Source organism: Mesorhizobium sp. WSM4830, assembly GCF_055811495.1.
Map to the genome: position 1 here is coordinate 1 of NZ_JBVVQI010000029.1, position 12,308 is coordinate 12,308.

General features: G+C 61.1%; 17 protein-coding genes. 6 read left to right on the forward strand and 11 right to left on the reverse strand.

Annotated features, from left to right (window positions below; genetic code table 11):
* Positions 1-804, forward strand: an 804-nt coding sequence (locus AC0L2Y_RS27625; RefSeq protein WP_473560838.1) for a zinc-binding dehydrogenase, incomplete at its 5' end; no start/stop codon positions are given.
* A 281-nt stretch (positions 805-1,085) separates the two neighbouring features.
* Here AC0L2Y_RS27625 and AC0L2Y_RS27630 read toward each other — a convergent pair.
* A complete protein-coding gene (locus tag AC0L2Y_RS27630) occupies positions 1,086-2,540 on the reverse strand; it encodes a relaxase/mobilization nuclease domain-containing protein (RefSeq protein ID WP_473560840.1) in 1,455 nt (484 codons plus the stop codon).
* 99 nt (positions 2,541-2,639) lie between these two features.
* On the opposite strand from AC0L2Y_RS27630, the gene AC0L2Y_RS27635 reads away from it, so the two are divergent.
* Positions 2,640-3,014 (forward strand): hypothetical protein, encoded by a 375-nt coding sequence (locus AC0L2Y_RS27635; protein WP_473560841.1) that lies wholly within the window; start codon positions 2,640-2,642, stop codon positions 3,012-3,014.
* Between the two features lie 329 nt (positions 3,015-3,343).
* Here the strand turns inward: AC0L2Y_RS27635 and AC0L2Y_RS27640 are convergent, their stop codons facing one another.
* The 3 genes from AC0L2Y_RS27640 to AC0L2Y_RS27650 all read right to left on the reverse strand — a co-directional run bounded on the left by AC0L2Y_RS27640 (position 3,344) and on the right by AC0L2Y_RS27650 (position 5,334).
* Complete coding sequence (locus AC0L2Y_RS27640; protein ID WP_473560843.1) at positions 3,344-3,745, reverse strand: MobC domain-containing protein; 402 nt, start codon at positions 3,743-3,745, stop codon at positions 3,344-3,346.
* 501 nt (positions 3,746-4,246) lie between these two features.
* Positions 4,247-4,657 carry a hypothetical protein gene (locus AC0L2Y_RS27645; protein WP_473560845.1) on the reverse strand — a complete coding sequence of 137 codons (411 nt, stop codon included), beginning with the start codon at positions 4,655-4,657 and terminating at the stop codon, positions 4,247-4,249.
* Positions 4,654-5,334 carry a nucleotide-binding protein gene (locus AC0L2Y_RS27650; RefSeq protein ID WP_473560847.1) on the reverse strand — a complete coding sequence of 227 codons (681 nt, stop codon included), beginning with the start codon at positions 5,332-5,334 and terminating at the stop codon, positions 4,654-4,656. Before AC0L2Y_RS27650 ends, AC0L2Y_RS27645 begins: the two co-directional genes overlap by 4 nt.
* Positions 5,335-5,420: 86 nt before the next feature.
* Here AC0L2Y_RS27650 and AC0L2Y_RS27655 point away from each other — a divergent pair, with 86 nt between their 5' ends.
* Positions 5,421-5,621 (forward strand): hypothetical protein, encoded by a 201-nt coding sequence (locus tag AC0L2Y_RS27655; RefSeq protein ID WP_473560849.1) that lies wholly within the window; start codon positions 5,421-5,423, stop codon positions 5,619-5,621.
* Between the two features lie 10 nt (positions 5,622-5,631).
* On the forward strand, positions 5,632-6,063 hold the full coding sequence (locus AC0L2Y_RS27660) for a hypothetical protein (RefSeq protein WP_473560851.1): 432 nt from the start codon (positions 5,632-5,634) through the stop codon (positions 6,061-6,063).
* Between the two features lie 288 nt (positions 6,064-6,351).
* Here AC0L2Y_RS27660 and AC0L2Y_RS27665 read toward each other — a convergent pair whose 3' ends face one another.
* From AC0L2Y_RS27665 to AC0L2Y_RS27675, 3 genes are read right to left on the reverse strand one after another with little or no spacing between them, the layout of a single operon-like run.
* Positions 6,352-6,699: a hypothetical protein gene (locus AC0L2Y_RS27665; protein WP_473560853.1), complete on the reverse strand. Its 348-nt coding sequence runs from the start codon at positions 6,697-6,699 to the stop codon at positions 6,352-6,354.
* A 26-nt stretch (positions 6,700-6,725) separates the two neighbouring features.
* Positions 6,726-7,040: a single-stranded DNA-binding protein gene (locus tag AC0L2Y_RS27670; RefSeq protein ID WP_473560854.1), complete on the reverse strand. Its 315-nt coding sequence runs from the start codon at positions 7,038-7,040 to the stop codon at positions 6,726-6,728.
* Positions 7,041-7,095: 55 nt separating this feature from the next.
* The gene (locus tag AC0L2Y_RS27675; RefSeq protein WP_473560855.1) at positions 7,096-7,665 is read right to left on the reverse strand and encodes a hypothetical protein; all 570 of its coding nucleotides are present in this window, start codon (positions 7,663-7,665) and stop codon (positions 7,096-7,098) included.
* A gap of 103 nt (positions 7,666-7,768) precedes the next feature.
* Here AC0L2Y_RS27675 and AC0L2Y_RS27680 point away from each other — a divergent pair, with 103 nt between their 5' ends.
* Entirely contained in the window at positions 7,769-8,293 is a 525-nt protein-coding gene (locus AC0L2Y_RS27680; RefSeq protein WP_473560857.1) for a helix-turn-helix domain-containing protein, read from the forward strand.
* A gap of 92 nt (positions 8,294-8,385) precedes the next feature.
* On the opposite strand, the gene AC0L2Y_RS27685 is transcribed toward AC0L2Y_RS27680, so the two are convergent.
* Positions 8,386-9,135 (reverse strand): hypothetical protein, encoded by a 750-nt coding sequence (locus tag AC0L2Y_RS27685; RefSeq protein ID WP_473560858.1) that lies wholly within the window; start codon positions 9,133-9,135, stop codon positions 8,386-8,388.
* Positions 9,136-9,554: 419 nt separating this feature from the next.
* Positions 9,555-9,878, reverse strand: coding sequence for a DUF736 domain-containing protein (locus AC0L2Y_RS27690; RefSeq protein WP_473560940.1), 324 nt, complete (start codon positions 9,876-9,878; stop codon positions 9,555-9,557).
* Between the two features lie 484 nt (positions 9,879-10,362).
* On the opposite strand from AC0L2Y_RS27690, the gene AC0L2Y_RS27695 reads away from it, so the two are divergent.
* Positions 10,363-10,761: a WGR domain-containing protein gene (locus AC0L2Y_RS27695; RefSeq protein WP_473560860.1), complete on the forward strand. Its 399-nt coding sequence runs from the start codon at positions 10,363-10,365 to the stop codon at positions 10,759-10,761.
* A 192-nt stretch (positions 10,762-10,953) separates the two neighbouring features.
* On the opposite strand, the gene AC0L2Y_RS27700 is transcribed toward AC0L2Y_RS27695, so the two are convergent.
* The gene (locus AC0L2Y_RS27700) at positions 10,954-11,244 is read right to left on the reverse strand and encodes a DUF982 domain-containing protein (protein WP_292427736.1); all 291 of its coding nucleotides are present in this window, start codon (positions 11,242-11,244) and stop codon (positions 10,954-10,956) included.
* Positions 11,245-11,603: 359 nt separating this feature from the next.
* The gene (locus tag AC0L2Y_RS27705) at positions 11,604-11,915 is read right to left on the reverse strand and encodes a DUF736 domain-containing protein (RefSeq protein WP_125000731.1); all 312 of its coding nucleotides are present in this window, start codon (positions 11,913-11,915) and stop codon (positions 11,604-11,606) included.
* Between the last annotated feature and the right edge of the window lie 393 nt (positions 11,916-12,308).

Consider the following 12,308-nt stretch of genomic DNA (forward strand, 5'->3'; position numbering starts at 1 on the left):
GGTCTGATGTCAGGGGGTGGGGTCGGGGAAGTGATCACATCTGAATGCCCTGATTTCAAGGCCGGTGACATCGTCGTGAGCGACTATTTTGGATGGCAGCCTTTCACCACAATTCCTGCGTCTTCAGCCAAACTTGTAGCCGCTACCGACGCCCCAGTGGAAGCCTCGCTCAGCTTTCTGGGAATGCCGGGTTTGACAGCGTATTTTGCGCTACTCAAGACCGGCGATCCGAAAGAACGGGAGACAGTCTTGATCTCGGCGGCCTCTGGTGGGGTAGGGCAGATCGCTGGGCAAATCGCGCGGATCAAAGGACTCGACCCAGTCGCAGTTGCCGGCACGGATGCAAAACTGGAATGGTGCAAACAGCTTGGATACCGCGAATGTGTCAACCACCGAACGTCGGCTGACTTGGTGGCCGACGTCGCGGCTGCATGCCCAAACGGAGTAGACTTGTTCATCGACAATACTGCGGGACCTATCCATGATGCGGCGATGCTAAATCTCAACACCTTCGGTCGAGTTGTCGTTGTCGGAACGGTCGCTTTAGCTGATCGATTTGATCAACCGGATATCGGTTTGCGGCATCTCAGGAAAACCCTGATCGCCCGCGCTCGGATCGAGGGGTTCTTGCTTGATGATCATGAAAGCGAATTTGAGACAGCAAAGGCCGACCTATTATCTTGGTATAAGCAGGGCCTTTTCGAAACCAGGGAAGACGTCATTGAAGGGATTGAAGCAGTTCCGTATGCCTTTGTCCGCATGATGAATGGAGAGAATTTCGGCAAACAGTTAGTGAAATTGTAAAAAATCAATCGGTTCTAACCATGAAGGGCCAGCATTTGCCGCCGATGCTTTTCACGCCCATGCAGACGAGCTACGACGCCGGTCGACGACCTGCGCGTCCATCGGGCAAAATGCGCTTGAAGATCGCCCAGATCTCAAGCCGGCGCTGCGACGCTCCAGAGGGCTTAGCAGTGTCTCGTAAGTAGCACTTCGGAGCCCAAGCTGGGAGCAAACCCCATGCCCACTGCTGAATTCAGGCATGTCTCTGTCTCGCAACGGGCTGCGGTTGCGGCCCACATGCTTTAGCGCTCGTATTCGTCGTCCTGGCTGCGCTGTGTCTTGCGGTCCTGCTCCTCGGCCTGCCGGCCCTTTTGCTTGGCTGAGTGTTTTTGCTGCTGAACGCGTTGGCGCGCCTTCTCGGCATGTCGCGCCGAGGTCTCGGGCTGACGCGTGTCTTCTCGGGCCGGCAAATCGCGGCCGCGCGCCTCTCTTTCAGGCGCGGTCTCGCCGCCTCCTCCTGCACCCTTTTGCTGCTCGAACTGGAGCCGGGCGAGACGATCGTGCATCTTGTCGTTCACGCCATCGCGGTATTGCTCGAAACGGGGTTGCTCAGCATTGGGAAGCGTGTCCCGCATCTCATCCAATGCTTGATTCACACGCGCCATCTTCTGCCGCATTTCCAAAGGTGTCTGCGCCATTTCGGTAGCTCCTATCAGCCTGGTCAATTCTTTCATGCCGCGATGGGACAAGAAGGACGAGGTCCGCCCCGGTCCCCCGCCGCCCCTGGAGACAGCGGCTGCCGGCTTCTCGCCTCCCCTCCGCCCATGAATCTGGAGGACAGCGTTGCCGATCGCCTCGGCTGCAGTCAGCGCTTTGCCGGTGATGCCAGCCGACCGCACCACGGCGGCCGTCTGCTGCCACACGCCGGCGATCGCTCCGCCTTTGGCGACGAGCAATCCGCTATCCATTCGACGCTGTCGTTTGTCCTCCACGCGCGCGACAGTCTTGTCACTGACCTGATAGCGCGCATCGTGCTGCGCGCGTTTGTAGGCGCCCGCATGTTCTTTCGTATAAGGTCGGCTCATTGCGTGATCGTACCGGCGGGTCGCGACCATCGCGATGCCGTGTTCGCGCGCCTTCTCCGCGTACGCTTCGCGCCAGGCATGGAGATCCGCCTTGTAGAATGTCAGCCGCTCGCCGTCGGCCGACCACGCCTGCACCATGGCGTGGATATGGACGTGCTTCGTCTCGGCATGGTGTGCGAGCACGAATTTGTGCCCGGGCGCCCGCTCCTCGAGCACGGCCCGCGCGGCCGCCAAGACCGCTTGCGCGTCCGTACCAGCCCGGGCGGAGAAAAGCAGGTGATAGGCATTGCGCCGCTCCCGGCCGGAAAGTTGTGGCCGCCATTCCTCAAAAATCGCCGCGGCCGCCTTCGTCGGCTGTTTGCCGGAAACCGTCTGACCATTCGCCCGGCGAACCTGCTCGTGCGCCCGGATAAACTTTTGCAGAAAATATTGCGCCTTACGCTCGTTGCCGACGGCCGCCGTCACTTCCGCTGCCGCGCGGATGCCGGCCTTCCCCATGGCTTCGCCCAAGCCGGCTTCGATCTTGTCGAGCGCTTTGCTGCGTGAATTTGCCCGCCCGGCCGCTAGAATCTTGGCAAGTGGTCCGGCGCGTTCTCCCGTGTGGCCATAAACGGCGACGCTGTCGCCCGTGCGAGCATAGACGAACGGCTTTGATCCGAAGGCCGCGTTCAAAGCCTCGCCAAGCGCTTCGTCCGTGACGTCGCCGGCGAGCTCGAACCGCACCTCGATGAAATTCGAATTCTTAAGCTGCGCCTGGAATGTCTCCGTGAATTGGCGCAGAAAGCCGCGACGGTCCTGGGCATTGGCAAGCCCCTGTCCGCTATCGGTGAAGATCTCGATGTCGCGCTTCTCGCCCTGTTCATTGACGCGTGTGCCGATATAGGCGAGCAGGGCGCCGGCCTGCTTGCCATTGGCCGCGCTGGACAAGACCTTGAACACCGCCGGCTGCGCGCCGGCGGCATAGGCCGCTCGCGCCGCAACCGCCCTCGCCTCTCGCGTCGCCCGCGCGAAGTGTCGAGTGGACGGGAGCGCGCCCGACCTTCCGCCACCCCCGCCACGGCGCCGCCATTCTTCTTCCTCTTCCTTGACGAAAGCGCCGAGTGTGAGGCCGAAAATCGCTATCGCCCCATTTGCGTCGCTGGATGAACGCAAGCTCCCGCTGGTGCCCACAGACAGTGGTAGCGCGCTGAGCGGTCCGCCTCGGCCTGCGGACGAAACCGGGGCCGTTGCGGCGCGAGGGCTCGCTCCTGAGTGCTTTGCGCTCGCTGTCGGCCATTGCCCACCAGCTTGGGGTGAAGGCCAGCGGCCCGGGGCGACGCCACTCGCACGGATGTTCATCGCTCGACGATCGGCCGTCTCCCGGCCAGCCGCTTGCAAAGGTTTATCCTCCTCAAGCTCCTCGAGATCGCCAGCGCCCGGCATCCGCAGATAGCGTTCGATCTCGGCAGCATATCCGGCGAGACGACCGCTCATGCCTAGACCTCGCGCCGCTTGCGCGGCCTGGCAATCATTGCCTTCAATTCTTCGCGGAACCGGCGCACGAGCTCACCAACGGCGATCAAGGCGCGCTCAAGGTCCTCGTCATATGGCACCCGGCCCTCGTTCATCGCGCGAACCGCCTGGTTGAAATTCACACCGACGCGGCGAAGCTGGTCGGTGGCCTCCTCAATGGCGGGTCGCAGTTCCCCGGTCGCTGCTGGCAGAAAGCCCGCCTCGGACCTCACAAGGCGCCGAACGACTTCGCTGACCGTCACCAACTCTCCATCTGCCATGGCGCGCAGCCGCTCCAGTTCGACGCTTGAGAAGCGCACATGCAGGACTTCGCCATAGCGACGGAATGCGTTCTGCGTTTCTGTTTGGCCACTGTTGGGTCTCATCTTCAAGCCCGCTTGCGGGCGCTAAGGCCCTTGGGCCGCGCCGCCTCTTTTCGTGTGTAACACAAAAAAGGCTATCCTGCCAAAGACAAAAAACAACATCACCAAAATATCTTTGGGGTGGTACCCACCTCACCCAGCATTCATTTCCAAATCATCTGCACATGTTAGCACGGAAACATGCTCACTCGGAAACATATTGCATCGTCACCTTATCGATAAGCCACTTTAGCGACACGTTTCTGTCTTAACATGTGGCCTTGCTGCGGAATCATCATGCTAACATGGAGACAGCTCGCAACGAGCAGGGAACATGAGCTCGTGCGATCGGGATCGCCGCGACCCCCGTGGGCTACGTAAGGCGGATAAGCTGAGCCAAGCGACCGAGGCCGACGGGCACGGCCGATTTGCGCCGGGCCGAGCATTGATGGCCCGTCCCCGGTTGCGTGGCCTCGAGCGTTCTCTGCAACCCTCACCGCGGCGGATGCCGCGGAGCGGGCTGACCTAATCGTTCGGGAACTTGTGCTTATGGATCCTGATGTAGTCCTGCACCGCCTGGCGCAGCAGCTCGGTCATGCTGTGGCCGTTGCTGATCGCGAGCAGCTTGAATTGGCGCTGCTCCCCAGCGGTAAGGTAATAGCCGCAGCGCACCATTTCCTCGTCGCGAATCTTCTTGCCGGCAACCGGATCCTTCTTTTGGCCCTGCCGCAGCATTTTGCGGAAGTCCGGCCGCGGTGACGCCGGCGCAGCTTCGGCCTCCGATGTCTCCGCGGATGCGGCTGCAAGCGGCTGAGAGGCGGGATCGGACTTGGGAGCGATGAACATGCTCGGAAGCGCCGGCGGCTCAGTGGAGATCGCTCGCATCATCCGAGCCTTCTTGTCGTCTTTCGTGTCCGGGGTGCTGTTCTCGTTCATGCGGCCTGCCTCATTGCTTCGGTGAAGGTCTTCAGGACATCGTCGAAGACCCCTTCACTTTCGGCAATCGCCTTCGCGTCGGGCTGATCTGGGCTGTAGAGTGTCTGGCCGCTTTGCAGGTCCCGATAGGCGACACGGTTTTGCAGCGCATGGTCGGCGACCGGCGTGCCGTTCGCCTGAATGATTGCGCGCAGTTCGCTCAAGGCTCTCGCCTTCGCATCGATGATAGTCTGTTTTGTCAGGACAAACACCGCTGGCAGCGGCCGGCCGCGTGTTTCGACCGCAAGCGGAATGTAGTGGTCGGTGATCTGGATTGCGGCGGTCACGTCATCGAGCGCGAAGAAGATCGGCACCACGACGATATCGGAAGCAAATAGCCCGGCCATGAGATTGTCGTTCGTGGTGCCTTCGGTGTCGATCAGCACCACGCTGCGCTCGCCATTGTGCAGTTCTGCCGCCTTCAGGATCTCGCGCGGCGTCGTGGCGCTGACGAACTGGAGTGTCTCGGGACGATTGCCGGCCTCCTTGAGCATCTGAGCCCACCGGCTCATGTTCTGGCGAACGTCGCCATCGATGAGTGTCACCGCGTAGCCGCGCTTAAGGGCGACGGATGCCAGCGCGCGCAGCAGGGTCGATTTGCCAGTGCCACCTTTGGCGATGGCGGCAGATATGATCATAGCTCGTGGACCTTCGATGAACCGCTTTTATGCCAACCGCCTGCCCGGCAATTGTCATAACTGAACCCAAAGTGTAGTGTCAATTTATGAACGATCAACCGAACAGGACAGTGATGTTCAGGGCAGCTTTGGCCGAGATCTCGACGCGCGACGGCTGCGAGGCCGCGCTTGATGCGGCAGCCGCCACGCTGGCGCATTACAGCGCGCTAGCCTCGGTCGGCATGATGCGCCAGCGCGAGCTGATCTTGATGGTGCCGAACAGTAAGGTGTGCGGAACGGATGATTAGGGCAGTATTGGTGGCCGTAGCGGCGGCGGCGAGCCTCGGCGCCGCCGCTCCAGGTGATCAGTCCAAGGGGACCGGCAGCAATCCGATGTGGCGCGCGGGGCTGCGATGGGATTGCGCCACGGCAGCAAAAATCGTGTGTGAACGCGACGGCCCCTGCAAGGTCGCAAAAGGGGATGCTTCATTCCTGCTCAACTACGACAACAACAATATCGAGTTTGCCAGCGGCGATGTGCGCATCAAGCGGCATTATCAGCAAACGGTGCAGGCAAGCCCTCTCCAAAGCGAGGTCAAGGTGGAGCTTGCCGACAACCGCGTCATCTGGCTGACGGCGGTGGACGCCAGTCGCACCTATTCCGACGCCTGGGTGGGTGCCCTCACTGAATTGAAGGGTGGCGCCGTCCTTTTGGAATCCCAAGGCGTCTATTGCACCCCACGCAAGTGAGCGCCGGCGAACCGGGCCCGCGCCAGGGGCACGGCTTCTGTAGCGCCGGAACCGCCGGCGGCCCGTTATCTCCGGCCTCCGCCGTCCCTACGGCGCTATTGGAGGCGCGCTCCGGCTCCGGCTCTTTGGGCATGGGAATTGCGGCGACACAAAAGAAGATGCTTCGACGGTCCCGATTGCGGGTCAGATAGGCCCGGTGCCACCAGCGGCGATCACTGCAGGAAGGGTTTCGAGGGTTTGCTGATCGACGCCGGAACTGAACAAAACCAGATGTTCGCTAGCAGAAAATTATTGCAGCTGTACCGCTTGCCAGCCATCAGGTCCCCTGGAGAACGCGACCACGCCATCACCTTCGTCTTTCCAGGCAGTGCGAAGCTTGTACTTCACGGTGCATTGCACGCCGCGTCCCACGGCGTTCTTCGAGCACTTTCCGATGCGCAACGTCGCTTGGTCAGTATTTTTCGCTCGCCTGAAAGCTTCCAACGCCTCGGCCGGCGATGGAATCTCAAGGCCGACCGCGGCCAGATTCGCACACAGCGCCGGCTCGGACGCAATCGCCGCGGAGAGCTGGTCTTGTGTGAGATAAAGAGCCAGCGTGCCGCCTATGCCGACCAATGTTCCGGATGCCGCCGCCATGATAAGGGCCCCCGCATTGAACATGATCACGGCTTCGGAAAAACGTTGAAGGTCGAGGCGATAAGGTCCGTCGCATAGACGGTCTCGCCGTTGCGTTTGAAAGAGTTGTTGCTGATGCGGCCTTCAACGAAGACGACATCGCCGGGCTTGGCGTTCTCCGCCACCCAGGCGGCTTGCTTCTCCTCCAGGACCGTTACCTGGACCCAATCAGTGGCTTCCCTGGCAACGCCTTGTTCGTCGCGCCAATTGCGGTTTGTGGCAATGTTGACCCTCGTGCTTTTGTCGAAGGGCGCGACCGACCCGACATTGCCATGAATGGTGAACCTGTTGACGCTTTTCATCGGGGTAACTCCCTCATTTCCTACCACTAATTTAACCAGCCGGAGTGACTCAAGATTATGGTCTGCTAAGGTTGAACCAGGTGAGCTGCCGCAGCCCGTTCGCGTCGTCGTAGTCGATGTAGTAAGGCTTCGCGCGGCGCGGGCGTTGAATGTCGTAATAGGTGGCCGTTCGATCGTTATGTGCTCCGCTGGAAACATGAGTAAGCTGGACCGGCACGGCGCGGTCGCCGAGCTGGATGGTTCCCGTCGGACTTCCGTCGGCCTGACCATGCCGCGCTCCAAAGTAGGCAGGCTGATTGCCAGCCGCGATTCGGCACATGCTGGCCTGGCCTTGTCCTGGGCGGTCGGTGGCCGGCGCGTAAGGCATCCACCCCTGCGGGCAGGCCTCGTACGGATCGTAGTCGGCGCCGGACGAATTGGCCTGCGGACAAGTCGGCCACGAAAAGCCCGGCAATCCCATGGCGTCGATCAGCCGGTCAATGGGTGGATGACAAGAGGGCGTGCCCTGCCAGTCACCAGACAGACAAAGCAGGACTTGGCAGCCCCACTCGGATGCGAATGTTTGGGACGGAACAGACGCGGCGCCCGCAATCGCGGCAGCGCCCATAATGAGACATTTCAGCATGGTGATGGCTCTTTTCTTCTGAGACTTTTTGACACTTTACTATGGTTTTTGCTCAGGGAAAAGGGCAGACCGAACAGGCGGGTTCGTGCGCATACATAGATTCATGCTGCCAAACGAAGCGGGCGAGGTGAACAACCCGCTTCGGGACAATATCGCATGGTTCCTCGAAACCGAGCGCCGCAGGCGAAAGCTTAGCCATCAACACATGGCGGAACTGTTCAAGACGTCGTCGGGTCAAGGGCTGGCATACCGCACCTACATTCGCACCATGAGAAAACGAAACAACGTGACCCTGCGCACAGTCGAACAGATAGCCCAGGCACTGCAGGTGTCGATCGCGACACTTCTGGTCGGCGGCGCGGCGGTGGAACCATGGGCGCATAAGCTTAGCGAAGAATCGATCCGCGAGCGCCTTGCCGACATCATCAACAGCGAGCGTGACCGCCGCAATCTGCTCCGCTATCAAATGGCGGAGCTGCTGGGTGTGTCGGAGATCACCTTCACCAAGCTCGAGCGCGCGAGCGGCAATATCAGTGTCGATACGATCGCCGCCGTCGGCGAGGCGCTGGGTCGCGATCCGGCAATCTTCCTGTTTCAGGAATCCGACAGCCAACACCAACCGGACTGATTTGGCGCGACCGATCGCCAAGGCTGCTTCAAAAACAGCCTCGTGCAGCCTTTAGGGGTTCCGCGGCAAGCGTGGTTTTGGCGGCTAACGCGTCAGCCGATCGGCGATGTTTGGCTGGGGAATGGCTTCGACCCGTCCTGGGGCCAGTCGGGTCGGCTGTTAAACGGTCTTTTGCTATATTTATTGCGGGAGCTTCCTGTGGACGCCGCTTTTTTGAAGGCAGTCGGATAAAATTTAAGGCCGAGATTGGGCCGAAATTTCGCGATCCAGGCGATCTGACGCCGATGCACAACAACAATGTGATTGGTGAGATTCCTGGCTCGCCATTGTCTGCGCTCGGTGACGCGCAGCAAGCCGAGCCTGCCGGCTTTGCGCAGCGCGTTGCGAACGGTGGTCGGCCCGACGCCGGCCCGATCGCCGATTTCCTTCACCGATCGGTCGCATTTGCCGTGCTGCCGGCAGTCGGACATAACAATGTAAAGCGCCGCGCTTTCGCCTTCGGTGAACTCGCCGGCGAATTCGGGCCGGATAGCCTGCATGCGGGCGAGCCGCCGCTTTCGCTGCCACCGTACGGGATCTCGGGGGCTGTGGGCAGCCTCGCGCCGGCCTCGCTCACTGCGAGGGCGTTGCGGATACCAGAAGCGAGGCAGCGGACGACCATCCGCGCGGTCCTTCTTGAGGTTGGCGCGCTGTCGGTCAGCCTTCTCGCAGAGCCGCTCCGCTTCATCCTCGCCCAACGATTCGTCGCCGTAGAGCTTCCATATCTGGCGGCAAAAATCGTCCAGCTCGGGCAATGACCGAATGTTCGTGAGCCATAGGCTCAGCGTTGAATAGAGATCCATTTCTTTCCTCTCGCCAGGCCGTGCAAAGCCGTGGCGCGGAAGCGCAATTCTCTTGCAATGTCGGGAAAGACGGGCTACGGTCTCACAAAATCTTCGGGCGAGATCAGGAGCGCCAACTCCTGTAGCCTATTCCCTGGAAAAGCCGGCCTCCGCGCCGGTTTTTTTGTGCTCGATTTTTTCCTCCGTTCAGACTCACTCATCATGATTGCAAGGCGGAGCATACAAAGTAAAGTATCAAAAAAAATCAGCGAGCGGGTCGTTGAGATCGCCGCCCGGCAGGCAAGAATCGCGCGGGATGCCTGACGTTCGTATTTCTTACGGTTTGCCCGAAGGCGCCTCAAGCTATCGATCTGAGGCGCTGAGTAGCTGGGCGATCTGGAATGACGCCCCGCTGTTTGCGGAGCGCCATTCGGTGTTCGTCAGTCGCCGTTGCGACGGTTCGGCCGAGACCAGATGAGGCTGTAGCTCTGACCGCCTTCGTCGGCGACAAGGTTCGCGTAGATTGGGGCGGTGAAGCTCGGATCGTCGAGCTTGAGACCCAGATAGGCGCGGCCTTCGTTGGACCGTTTGGACCAGCCGGCACCGAACTCGACTCGATCAACGAGTACGCGGTGGCTCGGTGCGTTTTCGCCGCTGGCGCGCGCATCGGGGACGATCCGGACCTTCTTGGCCTGGAGGGAAAGCGTGACGATCTCGCCGTTGAATTCTTCGCCGGCCAGCTGGAAGTTGCCGATAGTAGCCATGCTCGTGTGCTCCTGACTGGTTTGTCCGAAGCCGCCCTGTGCGGCCTCGATAGCGGTCGTGAGACGACGGTCCGGCCGACTGCATCCACTGGGCCGCAGCGGAGCGGAGGACGGCGGAAGCCGAGCTTGTTGTCTCGCGAGGAATGCGGCGAAGCCGCAGGGGAAGAAGGTCGGCGAAGCCGTTGCAGGCAAAGGCCGGGCCGGCGTCAGACCAATCTTAAGAAGGCCGTTCAGTGAGGGTCCGGGCATCCGTTCCAGAAGAACGATACTGGAGATATCGGAATGTCGCCATGCATCCGGCACAAGCGGCACGATGATGCCGCCACGCCGCCAAAGGTTCAGGCGATGAGAGCAGTCTTGATGACGACGATTAACTCCGCAAAGGGGCCGCCCACCTGGTTCCGCCGGTCTGATAGGCTCGGGGGCCGAATTGCTGCGCGCTAACGTCGTGACGGTCCGACGCGTGCGCCTTCGATCATGCACAATGGGCGACGAGCTTGCTGGCCACCGAGGTGATCATGACTTCCTGAAGCACCGCGCCGCACCCATAACCGCAATGAATCGGTCGAGCCGGTTGGATTCAAAGAACTCGTTGGACGCCGCTTCCAAGCCAAGTGAGACCGCGGCCATGGGAAACGAAGAGGCAGGGCCCGTTCATCTTCGACGCATCGACCCATCGCAGAACATGCGGCGATTTTACATGGTTGCGATCCAACCGACTTTGTTCGGCGGAGCATCCGTCATTCGCAACTGGGGCCGCATCGGGACCAGCGGCCAGTCGATGATGGAAACCTTCGATAGCGAAGACGGTGCGGCCACCGCATCAATGAAGCTTCAGCGCGCCAAGCGCCGGCGCGGATATCGCGACTGTGATCCGGACTAGCGCTGGCGACATCGCGCAAGATCGCAGGCCCTAAGGCCAACTCGATGCCTCGGCGGCCAGCCGATCGCCATAAGCACTGTCATCCCTGTTTTCCGGAATTATCGGCGATGATGGAGATTCTTCCGCTCTTGTCCGCGATCGGTGAAAATCTGAACGGAATGCCCCCAAGCTTAGCTACAACCCAACCTGTCCCTACGCGCGCCGCTTTTTGCAGGCGGCGATCCACTGCATGGCGGAGATTGGATCTTCTAGGATGGCGACCTGCCTGGCGAAATCGATAAAAGCGTGGTGTGCGGCGCTTAACGGTTTGTGCCCATCCTCTGCGTCATAGCAGGCCTGAAGGGCGGTCTGGTGGATCAGATCTCTTTGATCCTCGGGCCAGTCGCTGAGGAAATCGATGGCGTCCGCGAGGCTCGCAATCTCTTGCACGATATAGGTCGCACGCTTCACGAAAATGGGGCTGCCGAACTCCTCCGCATCCATGCGCTCCTCCCAGTTCACGAACCACCGCTTTGGACGAGCATTCCGCCCCGCAACCATCGCAAATGTGCTGTCGGGACCGAGACGGTTCAAGGGGCGCGATGGGAGATCTCTCGTTGGCGCAGGTGCCTGGGGGACGGTGGCAGGATCAGGGCATCAAACGTGCGTAGCAGAATGTTGCGGCGGGCAGGCAACAGCGAGGAACATCGACAATCCGATAGCCCGCGTCCGCTTGCCGTCTCGGCGAGACGGCGAGGAGCAGCACCCCCCGAAAGGCGGCGCTTGGTGCTCCTTCCGCCTGCCGACGTTCGCTTGGGAACGGCCGAAGGCCCCGCCGTGCGGCGGAGCCCTCGTCGAGGCGATCAGTCCCGGTTGGGGCGAGACCAGATCAGCTGCAGGCCTTCCTCGCCTTCCACCTCGATCAAGGTGGCGTAGATCGGCGCGGGGAAGCTCGGGTCGTCCAGCTTGACCGAGAGGTAGTCGCGGCCCTCGTTGGAGACCTTCTGCCAGGCGGCTCCCAGTTCGACGCTACCCGAGTAGACGCGGAAGTGAGGGCCCTTGTCGGAAGGGTTCTCGACGCGGATCAGCTTGGCCTTGACGTTCAGGTTGAGGGTCTTGATGGCGCCGGAAAAGCCGGCGTTGCCGTTTGAGGTGAAAGTGCCGATGGTAGCCATGATGTCGTCTCCGTGAGTTTCTCGGGCCGCGACCACCGCGACCTCGATAGCGGTCGACAGACCGGAGGCGATCGGCCCGCACCCACCGGGGTCCCGTTGCGCGTGCGCAATGGGGTGGTCCTTAGGGCCGGAACGACAGTGAAGGGCAGCCAGGACGAGGCTTTCTTGTTCCGCGCGGAATGATGGCGAAGCCAGCAGGGGAAGAAAGTCGCGACCGGCTGTTGCGGGCTTAAGAACGAGGCGCAGCGTAGCGAAGACGGCCTTCGGTCAGACCAGCCCCATCGAGGACGCAGGTGGTGCGCCCTTCCATGAAACCGCCGGCCAGACGACAGGCGAACCCTAGCGGCATGATCCTCGCAGCCGCAGCCACGGTGAGGCGCCATCAAGCCCGGC